Source organism: Lysinibacillus agricola, from assembly GCF_016638705.1.
GTDB classification, from domain to species: domain Bacteria; phylum Bacillota; class Bacilli; order Bacillales_A; family Planococcaceae; genus Lysinibacillus; species Lysinibacillus agricola.
Genome location: NZ_CP067341.1, coordinates 2,552,272 through 2,569,477 on the forward strand (window position 1 = coordinate 2,552,272; position 17,206 = coordinate 2,569,477).

At 36.2% G+C, this 17,206-nt stretch carries 20 protein-coding genes, 2 pseudogenes and 1 riboswitch; of the genes and pseudogenes, 16 read left to right on the forward strand and 6 right to left on the reverse strand.

Annotation, left to right across the window (positions count from 1 at the left end):
- Positions 1 to 95: 95 nt before the first annotated feature.
- Complete coding sequence (locus tag FJQ98_RS12275) at positions 96 to 617, reverse strand: hypothetical protein (RefSeq protein ID WP_053592788.1); 522 nt, start codon at positions 615 to 617, stop codon at positions 96 to 98.
- A gap of 172 nt (positions 618 to 789) precedes the next feature.
- On the opposite strand from FJQ98_RS12275, the gene FJQ98_RS12280 reads away from it, so the two are divergent.
- The 6 genes from FJQ98_RS12280 to FJQ98_RS12305 all read left to right on the forward strand — a co-directional run bounded on the left by FJQ98_RS12280 (position 790) and on the right by FJQ98_RS12305 (position 4,437).
- Positions 790 to 1,386 carry an SMI1/KNR4 family protein gene (locus tag FJQ98_RS12280; protein ID WP_053592787.1) on the forward strand — a complete coding sequence of 199 codons (597 nt, stop codon included), beginning with the start codon at positions 790 to 792 and terminating at the stop codon, positions 1,384 to 1,386.
- 20 nt (positions 1,387 to 1,406) lie between these two features.
- On the forward strand, positions 1,407 to 1,889 hold the full coding sequence (locus FJQ98_RS12285; RefSeq protein WP_053592827.1) for a GNAT family N-acetyltransferase: 483 nt from the start codon (positions 1,407 to 1,409) through the stop codon (positions 1,887 to 1,889).
- Positions 1,886 to 2,062 carry a hypothetical protein gene (locus FJQ98_RS12290; RefSeq protein ID WP_158002953.1) on the forward strand — a complete coding sequence of 59 codons (177 nt, stop codon included), beginning with the start codon at positions 1,886 to 1,888 and terminating at the stop codon, positions 2,060 to 2,062. Before FJQ98_RS12285 ends, FJQ98_RS12290 begins: the two co-directional genes overlap by 4 nt.
- A 13-nt stretch (positions 2,063 to 2,075) precedes the next feature.
- Positions 2,076 to 2,495, forward strand: a complete 420-nt coding sequence (locus FJQ98_RS12295; RefSeq protein WP_053592786.1) for a GNAT family N-acetyltransferase — start codon at positions 2,076 to 2,078, stop codon at positions 2,493 to 2,495.
- A 296-nt stretch (positions 2,496 to 2,791) separates the two neighbouring features.
- The gene (gene ccsB / locus FJQ98_RS12300; RefSeq protein WP_241774476.1) at positions 2,792 to 3,994 is read left to right on the forward strand and encodes a c-type cytochrome biogenesis protein CcsB; all 1,203 of its coding nucleotides are present in this window, start codon (positions 2,792 to 2,794) and stop codon (positions 3,992 to 3,994) included.
- Between the two features lie 11 nt (positions 3,995 to 4,005).
- Positions 4,006 to 4,437 (forward strand): hypothetical protein, encoded by a 432-nt coding sequence (locus FJQ98_RS12305; protein WP_075807155.1) that lies wholly within the window; start codon positions 4,006 to 4,008, stop codon positions 4,435 to 4,437.
- 67 nt (positions 4,438 to 4,504) lie between these two features.
- Here the strand turns inward: FJQ98_RS12305 and FJQ98_RS12310 are convergent, their stop codons facing one another.
- From FJQ98_RS12310 to FJQ98_RS26785, 4 genes are all read right to left on the reverse strand, one after another.
- Positions 4,505 to 4,705 (reverse strand): cold-shock protein, encoded by a 201-nt coding sequence (locus FJQ98_RS12310; RefSeq protein WP_053592785.1) that lies wholly within the window; start codon positions 4,703 to 4,705, stop codon positions 4,505 to 4,507.
- A gap of 252 nt (positions 4,706 to 4,957) precedes the next feature.
- Entirely contained in the window at positions 4,958 to 5,584 is a 627-nt protein-coding gene (locus tag FJQ98_RS12315) for a response regulator transcription factor (protein WP_053592784.1), read from the reverse strand.
- The gene (locus FJQ98_RS26780; protein WP_246494304.1) at positions 5,577 to 6,299 is read right to left on the reverse strand and encodes a sensor histidine kinase; all 723 of its coding nucleotides are present in this window, start codon (positions 6,297 to 6,299) and stop codon (positions 5,577 to 5,579) included. Before FJQ98_RS26780 ends, FJQ98_RS12315 begins: the two co-directional genes overlap by 8 nt.
- A gap of 66 nt (positions 6,300 to 6,365) precedes the next feature.
- Entirely contained in the window at positions 6,366 to 7,769 is a 1,404-nt protein-coding gene (locus FJQ98_RS26785) for a hypothetical protein (protein ID WP_246494305.1), read from the reverse strand.
- 210 nt (positions 7,770 to 7,979) lie between these two features.
- On the opposite strand from FJQ98_RS26785, the gene FJQ98_RS12325 reads away from it, so the two are divergent.
- The 9 genes from FJQ98_RS12325 to FJQ98_RS12365 all read left to right on the forward strand — a co-directional run bounded on the left by FJQ98_RS12325 (position 7,980) and on the right by FJQ98_RS12365 (position 15,576).
- Positions 7,980 to 8,900, forward strand: a complete 921-nt coding sequence (locus FJQ98_RS12325; protein ID WP_053592782.1) for a hypothetical protein — start codon at positions 7,980 to 7,982, stop codon at positions 8,898 to 8,900.
- Positions 8,901 to 8,993: 93 nt separating this feature from the next.
- The gene (locus FJQ98_RS12330; RefSeq protein ID WP_053592781.1) at positions 8,994 to 9,971 is read left to right on the forward strand and encodes a thymidylate synthase; all 978 of its coding nucleotides are present in this window, start codon (positions 8,994 to 8,996) and stop codon (positions 9,969 to 9,971) included.
- 392 nt (positions 9,972 to 10,363) lie between these two features.
- Complete coding sequence (locus FJQ98_RS12335) at positions 10,364 to 10,696, forward strand: hypothetical protein (protein ID WP_158002952.1); 333 nt, start codon at positions 10,364 to 10,366, stop codon at positions 10,694 to 10,696.
- A gap of 259 nt (positions 10,697 to 10,955) precedes the next feature.
- Positions 10,956 to 11,153, forward strand: coding sequence for a hypothetical protein (locus tag FJQ98_RS12340; RefSeq protein WP_143114568.1), 198 nt, complete (start codon positions 10,956 to 10,958; stop codon positions 11,151 to 11,153).
- A 42-nt stretch (positions 11,154 to 11,195) separates the two neighbouring features.
- On the forward strand, positions 11,196 to 11,405 hold the full coding sequence (locus tag FJQ98_RS12345) for a thymidylate synthase (protein ID WP_241774474.1): 210 nt from the start codon (positions 11,196 to 11,198) through the stop codon (positions 11,403 to 11,405).
- Positions 11,406 to 11,518: 113 nt separating this feature from the next.
- Positions 11,519 to 11,929, forward strand: a complete 411-nt coding sequence (locus FJQ98_RS12350) for an Rrf2 family transcriptional regulator (protein ID WP_053592777.1) — start codon at positions 11,519 to 11,521, stop codon at positions 11,927 to 11,929.
- Positions 11,930 to 12,004: 75 nt separating this feature from the next.
- Positions 12,005 to 12,634, forward strand: coding sequence for an NAD(P)-dependent oxidoreductase (locus tag FJQ98_RS12355; protein ID WP_053592776.1), 630 nt, complete (start codon positions 12,005 to 12,007; stop codon positions 12,632 to 12,634).
- Between the two features lie 130 nt (positions 12,635 to 12,764).
- On the forward strand, positions 12,765 to 14,183 hold the full coding sequence (aspA, locus tag FJQ98_RS12360) for an aspartate ammonia-lyase (protein WP_053592775.1): 1,419 nt from the start codon (positions 12,765 to 12,767) through the stop codon (positions 14,181 to 14,183).
- A gap of 142 nt (positions 14,184 to 14,325) precedes the next feature.
- Positions 14,326 to 15,576, forward strand: coding sequence for a methyl-accepting chemotaxis protein (locus FJQ98_RS12365; protein WP_053592774.1), 1,251 nt, complete (start codon positions 14,326 to 14,328; stop codon positions 15,574 to 15,576).
- A gap of 160 nt (positions 15,577 to 15,736) precedes the next feature.
- On the opposite strand, the pseudogene FJQ98_RS27560 reads toward FJQ98_RS12365, so the two are convergent.
- Positions 15,737 to 16,174: pseudogene (locus FJQ98_RS27560) on the reverse strand (DUF4181 domain-containing protein).
- Positions 16,175 to 16,228: 54 nt separating this feature from the next.
- On the opposite strand from FJQ98_RS27560, the pseudogene FJQ98_RS26790 reads away from it, so the two are divergent.
- Positions 16,229 to 16,375: pseudogene (locus FJQ98_RS26790) on the forward strand (amidase); the annotation flags it as partial.
- A 421-nt stretch (positions 16,376 to 16,796) separates the two neighbouring features.
- Positions 16,797 to 16,980, forward strand: a riboswitch (cobalamin riboswitch).
- Positions 16,981 to 17,206: the final 226 nt, after the last annotated feature.

The window sequence follows — 17,206 nt, forward strand, 5'->3', positions numbered from 1 at the left end:
ATCTACTGCATTTTTCGCACTCATATTCACAACTCCTTATGTGTTGATATCTTTATAGTAGCATTTTTAGTAATTAATAGAAAAAATATTTTATATCATAATTTTTTTGAAGGGCGCCAATTTGTCTGGTTATCTACGTCTTGTTGTTCTATCCAATTAAGAAAAGCCTCTGTGGAGCGAATATCATTGTCTAACACAGCTTGATATACATAAATCGAAGGAAGTATTATAGATTTCTTTAGAAGCTCTTCTTTTATTTTCAACATATACTTTCGATTATCAATTGTTAGAGAATTATTCATGAACGATACTAAATCTCTTGATAAAGGACCATTTCGTGTTTCGGAAAACAGCCACATATCAATATTCCAAATTTCTGATGGAGCAGCATGCTGATATTGTATTTTAAAATAGTAGCCGTTAAAGGGAGTTTCTAAATAATTCCGGTACTTTAACTCTAAAACCTTTGGATTGCTAGTTAAATCTGATAATATCAACATGGCTTCGGCAGCACTAAAAGTTTCAATATCGATATCGTGATCAACTAGTAAATCATAGGCTGTAGCTCCAACAACATGAGCTTGTCCAATTTTATTACATTTTCCTATGATTTCCAATTAGTCCAGAATGTTCACGGCAGTTTTTTTCGCTCTTGCGCTCGCTTTAATAGTCCCAAAATTTACACCCCTACTCTTAAATAAATGACTAAATCATGTTAGAATACATTATATTTGGCATTTGTTCAATATATTATTTAACACCAATTTAAAGCAGAAAGAGGGAAGAATAATGCGTACGTTCAATCCATATTTTACTGGTCTTATGAAATATTTACCTGAAGAGGAGCAGCTTCAATTACAACATGCAATAGGAGCAACGGAGTCTCAAATTCAAACGTTATTTGATGCGTTTCCTAAGTGTCCTGAGTTACTTATTAATCTATTAAAGGATGTGAATGGAACGTATTATTGTAAGCATGGTGAAGAAACGATTTGTGTACTTGTGCTCGGCTCTGATCTTGATGAATATCCATATTATTTAAAGTCCGTAGAGCAAATCATTGCAGATGCCCAGGTTACGGATAGTGAAAGTATTCATGAGCGTTATGAGGATTTTTTAGATTGTGTGGAAGTGGATGCTCGAATTAACATGCATGTACCGCTAAAAGAACGATTATGTTTTTCGGATTGTATGAACAATGGTGGTACATCTAGTTTGTATATTGATTTTAATCCGAATGAAGGTGGACAAGTAGGACAAGTGATTCGCTACGTTCATGACCCAGATAGCTATGAAGTGATTGCACCGTCCTTTGAAGCATATTTACAGCAGCTTATTGATGGAGAGTATGAATTTACAGCGTTTTATGAGGAAGAGTACGACTAAAGATGGAAGGATGGGCTTTGATGAGATTAAAATTTTATGAAGAAAAAGATGATCATTTAATTGAACGATATACCATCACAGAGGCCCAGCTTCGCTATACGATGTCTCCGAAAGAGAGCATTGAATTAGTGAAGCAGGATAAAAACCGTCATGCCATTCTTGTATTAGATAAAGACAAGTTCGTGATCTTCTTTGTTTTACATGAAAAAGAGGGCGTCAAGCCATATTCCTCCAATGAACAGGCGATTTTAATCCGTGCTTTTTCGACAGACTTTTATGAGCAAGGTAAAGGCTATGCGAAAGCGGCATTACAGCTTTTGCCGGATTTTGTTGTGGAGCATTTTCCTCATATCAATGAGCTTGTGTTAGGCGTTAATTTACCGAATACCGCCGCACAGTCACTTTATAAAAAATGCGGGTTTGTCGATGAAGGAAGGCGGGCCAAGGGGATTAATGATGAGCTTAAAGTGATAAGTTATTACATAAGGAGCGAGCCTAATTGACAAAGAAAAAATTAATTAGGAATGCTCTACTTGTACTATTGCTGATGGTAGTTATGATAACAAATAGCCAATCGCTTAATTTTGCAAAAAAATCCTGTGAAAAACAGCAACGAACAGCCATTATTGAACAAAGCTTTGCCGGCCTAAATTGGACAGTAACATGTCAAGAGTAATGGGGTGAATAGAATGACACATTTGCTGGAAGCATGTATGGATCATTTAGATGAAATATGTGCAATTGATCAAGAAGTAATTGGCGATTTTTCGAGAAGCGAATATATACGTACAGCAATTAACGAAAAACGTTGTATCATTCAAAAAACTGAAAAAGGGATTGCTGGTTTTCTCATTTTTACGAATGATTTTTTTGAAAATAGCTTTATCTCATTAGTTATTGTCAAGCGATCTGAGAGAAGAAAGGGTGTTGCCACAGCATTATTAGTCTTCTATGTTGAAATGGTAGACACACCAAAAATCTTTTCATCTACTAACCAATCAAATACTAGTATGCAAAAGGTATTTGAAACGACGGGATTTATAAAAAGTGGGTATATAGAAAACTTAGACGAAGGTGACCCAGAAATTATTTATGTGAAATTGAAGTAGTAAGAGAAATTAGCAAGACAAAACTTTTTGAGTTACTACTGTTATTTGCTGGTTCCTCTTTTTTATGACATAATTTTGTAACAATTCAAAAAAATAAAGGGGAATGATGGCACTTATTTTTATGAGTGACGTTATGTTTATTGGAAGCAATTAGACTCATCACCAAAAATTGTAGATGATATTTGTTAAAACGTATGCTGTGTATATAAGTTGAGAGGCCGGCGACTCCTTGCGGTTCATCGGACGCCCTCGAGAAAGCACTCAGTCGAAACGGAAATCAACCTCACGTTATGATGATGAGCAAAAAAATACTTTGGAGGATTATTACATTGAGTAAAGAAACATTATTAAGTATAAGTAGTAATTCATTGTTCTTGGCATTTATTTTACTACTAATCGCCATTATACCGATTGGGCTTGCCGTGAAATCAAAAGGAAAAATGTTTGGAAAAGTGGGACTTTTACTTACATATATTGCCTTTGTTTCGCAGCTAGTTTATTTCATTTTAAGGTGGATTGCTGTTGATCACGCACCTGTAAGTAATATGTATGAGTTTATGACGTTTTTTGGCATCATGCTTACTGGCAGCTATTTGATTATTCATTATTTATATAAGCAAATCGTTGTAGGCTTGTTCACCATTCCTGTGTCATTAATTATTCTCGGCTATGGAAGCGTTTTTACGAAAGAGGTTTCACCACTTGTTCCATCGCTGCAAAGCCATTGGTTAACGATTCATGTTATGACAGTTGCATTTTCAAGTGCAATACTATCAATTTCGTTCGCAACAGGTATTATTTATTTATTAAGAACATTAGACGTTTCTAAATTATCGATTAGTACATTTGCCTTGGAATTTGTTATGTATTGTCTAATTGTCGTGATAGGCTTTATCGGTGTGTCCACGTATTTTAACTTATCAGCAGATGAAATCGAGGTTCAATTTGAAAATAAGCAAGGGAAGGAAGAAACAGCCGTTTATACGATGAAGCCGCTGATTGTCACTAAAGATGCAGTAACTTCTAGCGGGGAACAATTGGGTGTTTTGAAGATTACAAATGCGATTGATGCGAAGAAATTGAATTCTATTGTATGGGCATTTATAGTTGGAACGGTTTTATATGCTGTGATTCTACTCATTGTGAGAAGACCGTTAATTGTTTTATTAAAGCCATTAACAAATCGTGTACAACCAGCATTAATGGATGAAATTACATATCGAGCTGTTGTCATAGGCTTTCCGTTGTTTGCCTTAGGAGGACTGTTGTTTGCCATGATTTGGGCGCAGATTGCCTGGGGTAGGTATTGGGGCTGGGACCCTAAGGAAGTATGGGCACTTATAACGTTTTTATTTTATGCTGCTTTCCTTCATTTCCGACTTTCTAAAGGCTGGGAAGGCGAGAAGACAGCTTGGTTAGCGATTATTGGATTTGGAATTATCGTGTTTAATCAAGTATTTGTGAATTTAGTGATTGCAGGTTTACATTCTTACGCATAAGGATGTTCTGAATGAATTATTTTCTGAAACTGAATGTAGTGAGTATGTTATATGGGTTAATGTTCTTTATTTCTCTTGAAATGCAATTAAATTATTATCGCATCGTGAGACTCACTGGGTGGGAAGGGCAACATTTCGATATCTTAATCTTACTTGTGCATTCAGTTGGTTTTGTTGTAGCAACTATTGTGCTATATAAGCTTACATATAAATGGATAGCTCATCGTCGTTTCATCTACTGGACAACAATTTTTTTGCTGCCCTATACAGCGTTATTTATTTTTATATTTGCATGTATGTTTCCAATCACTAATCAGGGAGATATGCCAGCGCCTGTACAAGGGTTAATGCTTTTTGCGATGCTATTGTTTTATCTATTTTATATTGGAACTTTGAATATGGTATGCTACTGCTCGAAATTTGATAAAGTTCAAATCAAATAACCATAAAAAGAGACATCCACAATTTGGATGTCTCTTGAATTTTGCACTGTTTATTCTAAAGCTAAAATTAAAGCTTTACAACATTAGTTGCTTGTGGTCCGCGGTTACCTTCTTCAACGCCGAATTCCACTTTTTGGCCTTCTTCTAAAGTTTTAAAGCCATCTGATTGAATAGCAGAAAAGTGTACAAATACATCATTTCCACCTTCTACTTCGATAAAGCCAAAACCTTTTTCTGCGTTAAACCATTTTACTGTACCTTGTGTCATGTGAACAACCTCCCAAAAAAATTCAACAATCATATTCCTTCGATCGCTAGTAAAGATCACGTATTCAAAAGCTCGTATTACTTTTGAATATGTGATTTTAACGGTTAAGATGAAGTAATGTAATTATTTTTTTTATTATATAACAGTTCTAGACATTTATCCAGTATATTCCGTTTTTAGTAAGAAAAAATTTATATTGTCATGTTTTTAAATATAGTAATCAAAAGTAATGCATTATAAAGCACTCAATAATTAGTCGATCCATGCCTTCTCTTTAGCGACAATTACTGCCTCTGCACGTGATTCTACGTTTAATTTAACAAAAAGTTTGGATAAATAGTTTTCAACGGTGCGTTGTGTTACCCCAATGGCTGAAGCAATTGCTTTATTTGTACATCCTTGTGCGACAAGCTGTAAAATTTCTTGTTCCTTATCGCTTAGTAAAACGTCTTGCTGTACATTTGAGAGATTGGTGCGCTGATGTACAAAATCTAAAAAATCCGCTGCTAGTAAGATTTCACCTCTTAGTGCGGCCTGAATAGTTTGAATCACTTGCTCTTTCGTAGCAAGCTTTGATAATAGTCCATCGACTTTTTTCTCGATAAGGAGTTCGTAATAATCGGAAAGCTCATAGCCTGTATAGAGTAAAATAAGTGCTTCTGGTTGCTTCTTCTTAATCATTTCTGAAAGCTGGATGCCGTTGATTGGTTTCATATTTATATCAATCAAAAATAATTGAAAAGCTTGAGTATCCATTCTCGACAGTACAGCGGCACTATCCTGCTCTGTGTCTATTCGGACATTTGTTAAATCCTGTAATAATGTTTTTGTACCATCTAAAACGACAGGATGGTCATCTATAATAAGAATATTAATCATATGATTCCACGTCCTCTTGTATTTGAATAAATATATGCATTCCTTCATTATGACTGGAGGTTATCGTGATGTCTCCATTAAAAGCACGGACACGCTCTCGAATACCGTTAATGCCCATAGAAGCTGAAGATTGCATTAAATCCTCAATATTACAGCCAACACCATTATCATCATATTGGAGAATAAAGCCACGATTAGTCGCTTGTAGTCTTAGTGAAACTTCGGTTGCCTCAGCATGTTTGATCGCATTATTTAAGAGCTCTTGTACAAGGCGATAGACGACTAAATGTAAGGTTACATCGTGGAATTGGACACGTTCTATTTGAGTGTTTAGCAAAAAGTCTGCCCGTATTTTCACCTTCTGTAGCAATTTTTTTAAGGCCATTTGTAACCCAAATGTGTCGAGTAATGGAGGGCTGAGATTTTCACAATACTCACGTAAATCCTTCGATGCATTCAGCAATTGTTCTCGAATATCTAATACCTTTTCTTTATTTATAATAGGCGAGCTTGCGAGTACATCTAACTCTCTCGCTAAATGTAGCTGCTCCTGCAAAATGGTGTCATGTAATTCCTGTGCTAAAATACTTTTTTCCTTTTCAATGATATTCCATAATAGTTTATCGAGCCAAGGAAGCTGTGTATCATTGTTATCCTTCATACGCTGTATTTCACATACTAAATCTTCAATAAGCTTTAAATTATCGATAAACATCGAAACATAGAGGGCCAGTAATTCTAACCAAAGAAGCTCTTCTTTTTGTAATGTAAGCCTAATTTTTTAAACAATTTTTTCTTCACCTGTATCATGTAATAGCAGGTGAGTCGTGTCATTCCCTGTGTTGACTTCACCTTGAGTGAATGGCACATCTTCCGTTATTGTTGTAATCGTAAAGGCTGTAGTACCAAGTTTTTCGGTTATTTCATACTTAAATCGATCCAGTAATTCTTGCTGATTTTTCGCTTTACCCATACGATTAACAGCAGCATATAAATTATGTACATAATTACCAGTAGATGAAAAAATGATCTTTCGATACTTAAAATCAAGTTGCTCCTTTATATAAAAGCTTGCAACAATGATGAAGAATGCAAGGATAAAGACACTCGTAATTTTAACAATTGATAATTGATCTAAAAATAGTATGGTAATACCCGTGGTTAATAGCAATGTACTAATAAAGGCAAGTGTTGAATAGTAACGCAAACGAGATAATTGATATTCAATATCGAATAGTCGTTCATTTAATTGAATGAAGATAAAAGAAAAAGGAATAAACAATAAAAATATTGCAGCTAACTCAGGATTTAAAATAGGGTCGTGACCTAAAATTTCAGGTACGACAAAAAAAAGTAAAAACGGCAAGAAAGGCGTTATAAACGCAATGGCGATTAAACGAATTTTCGCCAATTTTGTGCGTAAATAACTCGTTAGCAAAATATAGATGGCGTAAAGTACAAGTACAGCAAAAAGGCCTAAGTTAATTAAAGCTGTTATCGTTTTTAAGTCAGGAACAACTATTACAACGCAATAACAGCAGAAAATAAATAAAGGTATTAAATAAAGCCATTTGGTATTGATGTAAGGCCAATTTAAATGAAGGTAGTGGAAATATAATTGTAAAAAGTGAATAAAAAGCACTAAGCATAAAACAATACCAATGACTATTACGAACATTCCAATTAGATCCCCTCTACCTGAGGCTCCTGTACTTATATAGGCCAATGAACAGGTTAATAAAAATAATGTTAGTAGACTAGTAAGTTGATTTTCTTTACTTCTTCGCCGTAAATAGATGGCGACGCTAAAAGATAAGACAAAATAAAACAGTGGAAAAATAATTTGCAAATATAATTCTTCCGGTATATCTTTGTGCTTAACTGAAACAGAATGAACATCACCATTCGGCTTGATAAACGTTAGTTCTTTCGCACAACTAACGATAGAGTAGCGTTGGATAGAACGAACATCTTCTGCAAGCTTACCATCGATTGTCAGTAAAATATCACCTTTTTCAATGTTTTTTTGCTGTGCCCAATCAGGATAATAAAAATCAGCAATGACAGGTTGTCCGCTAGTTGTATCCACTCCAATACCAATTAAAGGTACTCGCATTGTCACTACAAGTACATAAATACCGAGAAGTAGATATGTTATGAAAATACTATATGTCCATTTATTCATAGCTTTCTCTCATTTTTTTGCATAATCATAATGCCCCATTTCAATTATCAAGTATGTTATATATTATCCATAATTTTTGGTAATTTTGGAATACCGAAATAAGGTGTTTCGGAAAACCACTATTGTTTTTTCGGAATAACGAAGTAGTCTTTTCGGTGTAGCCTATGATAGTGTAAATCTAGCATATGTGACGAAAAGGGGGAGCGTTGCATGAAAAAAAGTGGATTGTCACTAATCCTTTTTTTTCTAGTCGCCATGATGTCGTATCCGATGACAACAATCGCTAAAAACTTAGAAAATGATTCGTTGAAAGTAGATATTTGCATTATTGGAGGTGACAATTATTTTGTCTATAAGATTCCAAAGCATTTACATAATAATACGCCGTATTATGAAATGAAGAATAACATTGAATCTTCATTAGCAAGTCATTGGAAGGTCGGGGATGCCCATTACGAAGCCCAACAGTCGGATGTTGCGTATACTTTTTTCATTAAAGATTTAATTCATGATAAACAAAATGGACAGATGAAGATTGCTATACCCTATAATATTTTAGTAGGAATGTTTGCTGAAAATGAAGCCATTCAATTACGTATTTTGACTAGCAAATTAACCGACTGGAAAGTCAACGCAAAGGATTGGGCAACTCTCGGCTTTGTAGAACCGCTTACTTATTTTAGTGACCAGGAATATGTTTATGAGGGTGCGGTTAATGAGCTATTACAGCAACGGGTAGGGCATTTTAATGGCACAGTTATTAAAGGTCAAATAGTACTACATAGTGTTATTTATTTTAACTTTATTATCGTACAGCTTATTGCCTGTATATTTTTATCAAAGCGCTTAAAAAACAGAATTATTGAAGATCCAGAAAATATGCATCAATTCCGAAAGCTTAACTATATGTATCAAATCATTCCGATAATGATTATTGTTATGCAAATTGTTTTTCTAGTAATGTCAGGGTTATTGACTGCGTTCAGTATCTATTTTAACCCAGGCGTTGATCTATTGGTTATTGTTGGACCAATTTTATTTAATATTGTTTTGTTGCCCATGTTTTTCGCCACGATTGAGAGTGAAATTTCAAAGGAATTAGAAAACAATTCCTTTGACTCAGACATGTAAATATTGAAAGATTGTTTTTATTTTTTGACGACCAAATGTAGTTATTAGATGTTATAATGGTCAACAGCATACTTGAAGGAGCTGTTGATTGGCATGACGCATCCAGAAATCGCGTACTTAAATTTATTACAACATATATTAGATAATGGAGTTAAAAAGGAAGATCGTACAGGAACAGGTACATATAGTGTATTTGGCTATCAAATGCGGTTTGATTTAAGCAAAGGTTTTCCTCTTTTAACGACTAAACGTGTACCATTTAAGCTTGTAGCAAGTGAGCTACTTTGGTTTATTAAAGGGGACACAAATATTCGTTATCTACTACAAAACAACAATCATATTTGGGATGAATGGGCTTTTAAAAAATGGGTGGAGTCTGATGAATATTCAGGTCCTGATATGACAGACTTTGGTCGTCGCTGCTTAGCAGACGAGTCTTTTAATGCTGTTTATCAAAAAGAGTTAGCTTCATTTTGTGAACGAATTTTAACAGATGATGAATTTGCACGTAAATACGGGGAGCTTGGAAATGTTTACGGCAAGCAGTGGCGTAATTGGACAACATCAACAGGAGAAAGCCTTGATCAATTGCAAGATGTAATCCATCAAATCAAGCACAATCCAGATTCACGACGCATTATTGTCAATGCATGGAATCCAGAGGACGTGATCAATGCTGGAGCAAAGGGCAGTAAAGCTGCATTACCTCCGTGTCACGTAATGTTCCAATTTTATGTAGCAAATGGTAAGCTGAGCTGTCAGTTAATGCAAAGGAGCCTTGATACATTATTAGGCTGTCCATTTAATATTGCATCATATGCCTTACTGACACATTTAATTGCACATGAATGTGGTTTAGAAGTCGGCGAATTTATTCATAGCATTGGGGATGCTCATATATATTCAAATCACGTGGAGCAAGTAAAAGAACAGCTTTCACGCGAACCTAAGGACCTACCAACCTTAAAAATTAATCCGAATAAAACGTCAATTTTCGACATAGAACTTGAAGATCTTTCTATTGAGGGCTATGATCCTCATCCAGTCATTAAAGCACCAATTGCCGTTTAAACCGAAGCAGCAGCCGTCCTGGTTGCTGTTTTTTTAAACAAACATACGGAGGAGTGACGGATAGAAAAGCTAGATCGACGGAAAGAATGGCTAAAGTGGCGGATAGAACTGGCAGATCGACGGATAGAAGAGCTAGAGCGACGGATGGAACTGGCAGAGTGACGGAAAGAAATCAGAGCGATGGAAAGAATCGGCAGAGTGACGGAAAGAAACATCAAAGCGACGGATGGAACTGGCAGAGCGACGGAAAGAAATCAGAGCGATGGAAAGAATCGGCAGAGCGACGGAAAGAAACTTCAAAGCGACGGATGGAACTGGCAGAGCGACGGAAAGAAACATCAAAGTGACGGATGGAACTGGCATAGCGACGGAAAGAAACACCAAAGCGACGGATGGAACTGGCAGAGCGACGGAAAGAAATCGGAGTGACGGAAAGAAACATCAAAGTGACGGAAAGAAATCAGAGCGATGGAAAGAATCGGCAGAGTGACGGAAAGAAACATCAAAGCGACGGATGGAACCGGCAGAGCGACGGAAAGAAACATCAAAGCGACGGATGGAACTGGCAGAGCGACGGAAAGAACCGGCAGAGTGACGGAAAGAAATCAGAGCGACGGAAAGAAACATCAAAGCGACGGATGGAACTGGCAGAGCGACGGATAGAAATCAGAGCGATGGAAAGAATCGGCAGAGCGACGGAAAGAAACATCAAAGCGACGGATTGAACTGGCAGAGCGACGGAAAGAAATCAGAGCGACGGAAAGAACCATCAAAGCGACGGATGGAACTGGCAGATCGACGGAAAGAAACACCAAAGCGACGGATTAAACACCAAAAAACCGATCCGAATTATTTAATAGAGAGCCAAATTCTCTAGCACTTTATATGAAGAAAGTTAAAATTTATGAAAATTTTTCCGATATAAGTTTTAATATGGGAGTTTTCAATAAAAATGTAGAGGTGAATGGTGTGGGGAGATCATTGGTGTTTCAACTAGATGGAAGAGGACGTGAGCAGCATTTAAGGACGAAGTTGCTTATGAATACTTCTCAACAAAACGGGGACTCTATTCAACAACATGAGCTGCCACACATCTCTACAAAATTAACACAGGAGCAAATAGATAATATGATGCAGGTTATTGAGGAGATTCGCCTTAAACGGTATAAAGAAAGACTATAAATGTAAGCGTCTTCTAAGCTATAATAGCTTGGGAGGTGTTTTATGATGAACGTGATATTTATAGAAGCGTTTTCAGGTACAGAGCTTTTACAAATGATGTCACATGATGTGGCAGGCATATTAGCAGCGGCACAGGGCGAAAGTGTGACGTTTCCAGTTGGCCATTTTAAGTATGAATTTCATAATTTAGATTTTTATGAGGAAAATGGAGAAATACGACAAGAATTAGTCATTTACGTAAAGAAAATATAATCATCGTATAATACTCCTTCAAACGGAAAAAATAAATACAGGAGCAAATAAAGCAATTCATTTGCATTTATTTAAACCTGTAACTATAATAGTTACAACAGGTGGTGATACATATGGTGAACAGTCGATTTTCGGTAACGATCCATATACTTTCGCTCATTGCAACAACCTCTGATAAAAGTCAGCTAACATCTGATATTATCGCAGGGAGTGTAAATACAAATCCAGTTGTCGTGCGACGAATGATCGGGGTGCTAAAAAAAGCGGGCTTGCTTACGTCACAAACAGGAATAGCAGGCTATGACCTATTAGTGGAGCCAAAAGATTTAACGCTCTTAGCCATTTACCATGCGATTGATGGGCCCGAGCAGCTATTTGCGATTCACGATGAGCCAAATCCAGCATGTACGGTAGGTCGAAAAATCCAACGTACATTGGAGGGTGTTTATACAACTGTTTGGCATGCAATGGAAGAACAGCTACAAGCGCAAACTTTACAGGATGTGCTAGATCAACTTCGTTAAATTAACGAAGTGGGTCTTTTGTATCTAACCTGTAACTTAAATAGTTACAATTAAAAAATGGGAGGAATTATAAGTATGAAAATTGCAGTAATTGGTGCAACAGGGAAAGCAGGACAAACAATTGTGGAGGAGGCACTACAGCGTGGTCATGATGTAACTGCGATTGTACGTTCGGCTTCTAAAGTAACAGCAAATATTCATGTTTTTGAAAAGGATGTTTTTGAATTATCTCAAGAAGAGGTGAAAGGCTTTGACGTAGTCGTAAATGCGTTTGGCGCTCCTGCTGGTCAGGAGGAATTACATGTGAAAGCTGGCCGTCATTTAATTGATATCTTTACTGGCATTGATACAAAATTATTTGTTGTTGGTGGGGCGGGTAGTTTGTTTGTAGACCCAGAGAAAATAGTACGCGTAATGGATACTCCGGATTTCCCAGAAATGTTTTACGCGACAGCAAAAAACCAAGGTGAAAATCTACGTGACTTACAACAATCAACTATTGCTTGGACATTTTTAAGCCCATCTGCTTTTTTTGATCCAGAGGGTCCACGTACAGGCAGCTATACTGCTGGAGAAGATCATTTATTAGTAAACGCTGCTGGTGAAAGTTATGTCAGCTATGCAGATTATGCCATTGCTGTGTTAGATGAAATTGAAAATCCAAAGCATGTAAACACACGTTTTACAGTGACTTCTAATAAATAATGATGAAACCGAGCGTAAAAACTGCGCTCGGTTTTTGTTATTTTTCATTTTACAGATAAATGACTGTTTACAATACGGCATTAATTAGCTACTATCAAGTGTGAGTATTACATAAAAGGAGACGACAATTATGTCCACACAACGTATAGAAAAAGACTTTTTAGGTGAACGTGCATTACCAAGCAATGCTTATTACGGAATTCAAACGCTTCGTGCAACTGAAAATTTCCCAATTACAGGTTACACGATTCACTCAGCCCTTATTAAGGCAATGGGGATTGTTAAAAAAGCAGCTGCATTAGGTAATATGGAAGTACACCTACTTTCAAAAGAAATCGGAGATGCAATTGTCGAAGCTTCACAAGAAGTTATTGATGGTGAATGGGATGCTGAATTTATCGTAGATCCAATCCAAGGCGGTGCTGGCACATCTATTAATATGAATGCCAACGAAGTCATTGCTAACCGTGCCTTAGAAATTTTGGGCAAAGAAAAAGGGGACTACCAAACAATTAGCCCAAACAGCCATGTTAATATGTCTCAATCAACAAATGATGCTTTCCCAACAGCTATTCATATTGCTGTGTTGAATTTGATAGATGAATTACTTCTTACAATGGAAAACATGCAAGCGGTGTTCCACCAAAAAGCGGAGCAATTTGCGCATGTTATTAAAATGGGTCGTACGCATTTACAAGACGCTGTACCGATTCGATTAGGACAAGAATTTGAAGCATATTGTCGTGTTATTAACCGTGATATTGCCCGCATTCGTCAAACTCGTCCAAATTTATATGATGTAAATATGGGGGCAACAGCTGTTGGTACAGGATTAAATGCATTCCCAGATTATATTAAATCAGTAGATGTTCATCTTGCAGAAATTTCAGGTTTGCCGCTTAAAGGCGCTACACATCTAGTGGATGCAACACAAAATACAGATGCTTATACAGAAGTATCAGGCGCATTGAAAATCTGTATGATTAATATGTCGAAAATTGCTAATGACCTTCGTTTAATGGCATCTGGTCCACGTGCTGGGTTAGGGGAAATCATCTTACCAGCTCGTCAGCCTGGTTCGTCTATTATGCCAGGGAAAGTGAATCCTGTTATGCCAGAGGTTCTTAACCAAGTTGCCTTCCAAGTAATTGGTAATGACCAAACAATTTCTTTAGCATCTGAAGCAGGACAATTAGAATTAAACGTAATGGAGCCTGTGCTTGTCTTCAACTTAATTCAATCTATTAGTATTATGAATAACGTGTTCCGAGCATTTACACAAAATTGCTTGAAGGATATTGAAGCAAATGAAGACCGCATGAAAGAATATGTGGAAAAAAGCGTTGGTATTCTAACAGCAGTAAACCCACATATTGGCTATGAGGTAGCTGCCCGACTTGCACGTGAAGCAATCTTATCTGGTCGTTCAATTCGTGAGCTTTGCCTTGAAGAGGGTGTACTAACGAAAGAACAATTAGATTTAATTCTAGATCCATATGAGATGACACATCCAGGTATTGCAGGATCAAGTATAATGAAATTTAAATAATGATTATGAAAGCACTTTGTGAGAGCAAAGTGCTTTTTATATGTCTTTAATCTTATAAAAGTTGGGCTTTTTTCTATGAAATTTAGGATATTTCAACTATAATGACTACGTTGGAATAATATTATAGTTGGAGGAATTTAGTATGAGTTTACGAAAAAAAAGTATAATTGGCTTTTCTACTTTAAATGTTCTCATGGGTGTTATTTTAATTATAGACCTAGCAAATGTGACTTCATTAGAATGGCTATCTACTTTATTAACAGTAATAGGAATTACTATGACAATATCGTGTATTTTCTATGTAAAATTTAAAATTATTAAGCCCATTAATCAATTAGCAGAATCCGCTCAAGCAATAGCTGAAGGAAATTTGCATACTGCTCCGATTGAGATGAATTCCAATGATGAAATTTCAGAGTTAGCTAAAGCGTTTATAGAGATGAAAGAACAATTACATACGATGACACAAAAAATTGCAAGTAGTTCTACAGACTTATCAGCGAGCATAGAGGAACTATCAGCAAGTACAAATGAAATTACGATTGCAGTTGAGGAAGTTGACTCACAAATGGAGAAAACGACTGAGGGTCTTAAGCAAGCTGCACAGTCTGCTAATGAAAGTGCTATTTCTATGCAGGAGACTGCTGACGGCATTGAACGTATTACCGTGGCCACGCAAGGTGTTTTTGATCATGCCAAAGAAGCAAATGAAATTGCAGGCAACGGTGCGGAAATTTTACATGTGGCTAAAAATCAAATGCAATTTATTTCAACTTCTACTGAAAAAACGAGCGAATTAATGCAACAATTATCAAGCAAAATGACGGATATCAAATCTATGACAGACATGATTACAGCAATTACAGATCAAACGAATTTGCTTGCACTAAATGCAGCGATTGAAGCGGCACGTGCTGGAGAGCATGGCAAAGGCTTTGCAGTAGTAGCGGAGGAAGTTCGAAAATTGGCAGAGCAATCTAAGCATTCAGCCACTCAAATTGTCGAGCTAGTAGTTGGCATTGAAAGCGATACAAAACAAGTAGCAACTTCTGTTGAAGAGGATTTGAAAAACGTTCAACAGGGCGTCTATGTCATCGATGAAGCCACAAAGTCATTTGGCACAATCTCTCAGAATGTTAGCAAAATGGCGAACCAGCTAGAGGATATTTCCGCAACGTCTGAGGAGCTTTCAGGTAGCGCTAATGAGGTAACAAAATTAGTATCGACGATCGCCAATGGAATGGAAAGTTTATCTAATTATACAGAGGTCATTCTACAATCAGTCGATGAGCAAAATGCCTCCATGCAAGCAGTCAATATGGTAGTGTCACAAGACCTATGTGTACAAGCTGAAAATTTACAAAAACTTACACAGCGATTTAATGGACAATAATGTGTAACTAATTGAAAGAAACATAAATAAAAAAGGCTATTTTGCAGGGGAAACTTTCATGAAAATAGCCCTTTTTTATTCTATTTCAGGAGCATTGATGACCGTTGTTATCAACTTTTCCACTATATTGAGCCGCTAGCTCCGCTTAAAAACTTTAGAATTAAATATTAAATAAGCCGAAAAAACCAGTTTTTATCGTAATTAATACTATGCTAATCATAAACATCATTTCTGCGATAGTAGCAATAGAATCTTTTTTATTTTCTGCGTATTTCCATTCCATAATTGCACGTAATGTTTCAGATGCTATTAAAAAGACAATTATGATAAACTATGTTTCAAAATACCAAGCAATTCCAACATTATCATTGTAAATCATATAATAAGTACTAATTAAAAATAGAGTTGTAAAAAGTATTCGTACAAACCAATCTAGTTTTTTATGTCTTTCGTTAAGGTAATTAACAGAAAACCATATCTTTCTTTCGACACCTAGCAACTTTCTAATTATAAATCCAAAAATACTAATTATTAAAAGTAGTACAATAAGAAAAAGTATTAATGTTCCTAGTTCGATATTAATATTATTCAATTTCATTCACCTCTCAACCTGATCTTTTCTAATGAGACGAGGGCGTTACACAAGGACTTTATTGCCGTCCCAGCGGGGTATATGAAAAATGGGAGACCGTTTGGCGTAACTTTCGCTGGAACTGCATTTAGTGAGGATGTACTAATAAAACTCGCATTTTCATACGAACAAGCAAGTAAATTACGAAAAGCTCCGGAGTTGTATTAAGATCCTACAAGACTCAATTCACTTTAAAAATGACTGTTTTTCCAAAGATTGTCGCTGATAAAAGAAAAAGGCAGATTTAATCTACAACACGTAGAATAAATTCTGTCTTTTTATATTTTGTGAATCAATAGGTTGCGTTAGTTGTATAATTCGTTTGTTGCTGCATTTGAACAACCATATTCATACGGGACTATACCTATGAGTATAATTTTGCTTTTGGGAGTTATCCGATATTATAAAACAAATGGAAACAGAGAACGAGATAATTGAAGACGAACGCACAATTCAAGCATTATAACTAGAAGAAAAAGAATAAGGAACTGGAATATTTTATGTTATTTGACTTTGGAAAAATACTCCTTTACAATTGATTTTAATAATCTATAAGGAATCTATAGTACATTAGATTCCTCTAACAACTGAATAGCGTGGAGTAATAGGTGTAAATTGCGTGCAATTTACTTAAAAGGGAAGTCGGTGCAATTCCGACACTGTCCCGCAACTGTAAATGTGAGCGACTTTTCATAGACCACTGTTTAACGACGGGAAGGGGAAAAGTAGCGGTGATCATGAGTCAGGATACCTGCCTATTATGAGTACACACCAGAACCCTACGAGGAATAGGAGGTGGCATGTTGACAAAACAGAATGCTCTGTTCGTCACTGTACGTCAAACGCCCAAAATAAGAGAAGGTAGTCGCTTTCGAGGCAATTCTTTTATGCTTGGGTATAATTTGACATTATGTGATGAGTGAAAAAGATAGAATGAAGGATTTCCTCTTGTTGTAGGAAATCCTTTTTTTATGCGAAAGAATACTTCCGTTTTGAAAA

Coding starts and splice junctions, on each gene's coding strand:
- FJQ98_RS12280 (WP_053592787.1), top strand. CDS start 790: ATGCGTACGTTCAATCCATATTTTACTGGTCTTATGAAATATTTACCT.
- FJQ98_RS12285 (WP_053592827.1), top strand. CDS start 1,407: ATGAGATTAAAATTTTATGAAGAAAAAGATGATCATTTAATTGAACGA.
- FJQ98_RS12295 (WP_053592786.1), top strand. CDS start 2,076: ATGACACATTTGCTGGAAGCATGTATGGATCATTTAGATGAAATATGT.
- ccsB (WP_241774476.1), top strand. CDS start 2,792: ATGAGCAAAAAAATACTTTGGAGGATTATTACATTGAGTAAAGAAACA.
- FJQ98_RS12305 (WP_075807155.1), top strand. CDS start 4,006: ATGAATTATTTTCTGAAACTGAATGTAGTGAGTATGTTATATGGGTTA.
- FJQ98_RS12310 (WP_053592785.1), bottom strand. CDS start 4,705: ATGACACAAGGTACAGTAAAATGGTTTAACGCAGAAAAAGGTTTTGGC.
- FJQ98_RS12315 (WP_053592784.1), bottom strand. CDS start 5,584: ATGATTAATATTCTTATTATAGATGACCATCCTGTCGTTTTAGATGGT.
- FJQ98_RS26780 (WP_246494304.1), bottom strand. CDS start 6,299: ATGTTTATCGATAATTTAAAGCTTATTGAAGATTTAGTATGTGAAATA.
- FJQ98_RS26785 (WP_246494305.1), bottom strand. CDS start 7,769: ATGAATAAATGGACATATAGTATTTTCATAACATATCTACTTCTCGGT.
- FJQ98_RS12325 (WP_053592782.1), top strand. CDS start 7,980: ATGAAAAAAAGTGGATTGTCACTAATCCTTTTTTTTCTAGTCGCCATG.
- FJQ98_RS12330 (WP_053592781.1), top strand. CDS start 8,994: ATGACGCATCCAGAAATCGCGTACTTAAATTTATTACAACATATATTA.
- FJQ98_RS12335 (WP_158002952.1), top strand. CDS start 10,364: ATGGAACTGGCAGAGCGACGGAAAGAAATCGGAGTGACGGAAAGAAAC.
- FJQ98_RS12345 (WP_241774474.1), top strand. CDS start 11,196: ATGATGAACGTGATATTTATAGAAGCGTTTTCAGGTACAGAGCTTTTA.
- FJQ98_RS12350 (WP_053592777.1), top strand. CDS start 11,519: ATGGTGAACAGTCGATTTTCGGTAACGATCCATATACTTTCGCTCATT.
- FJQ98_RS12355 (WP_053592776.1), top strand. CDS start 12,005: ATGAAAATTGCAGTAATTGGTGCAACAGGGAAAGCAGGACAAACAATT.
- aspA (WP_053592775.1), top strand. CDS start 12,765: ATGTCCACACAACGTATAGAAAAAGACTTTTTAGGTGAACGTGCATTA.
- FJQ98_RS12365 (WP_053592774.1), top strand. CDS start 14,326: ATGAGTTTACGAAAAAAAAGTATAATTGGCTTTTCTACTTTAAATGTT.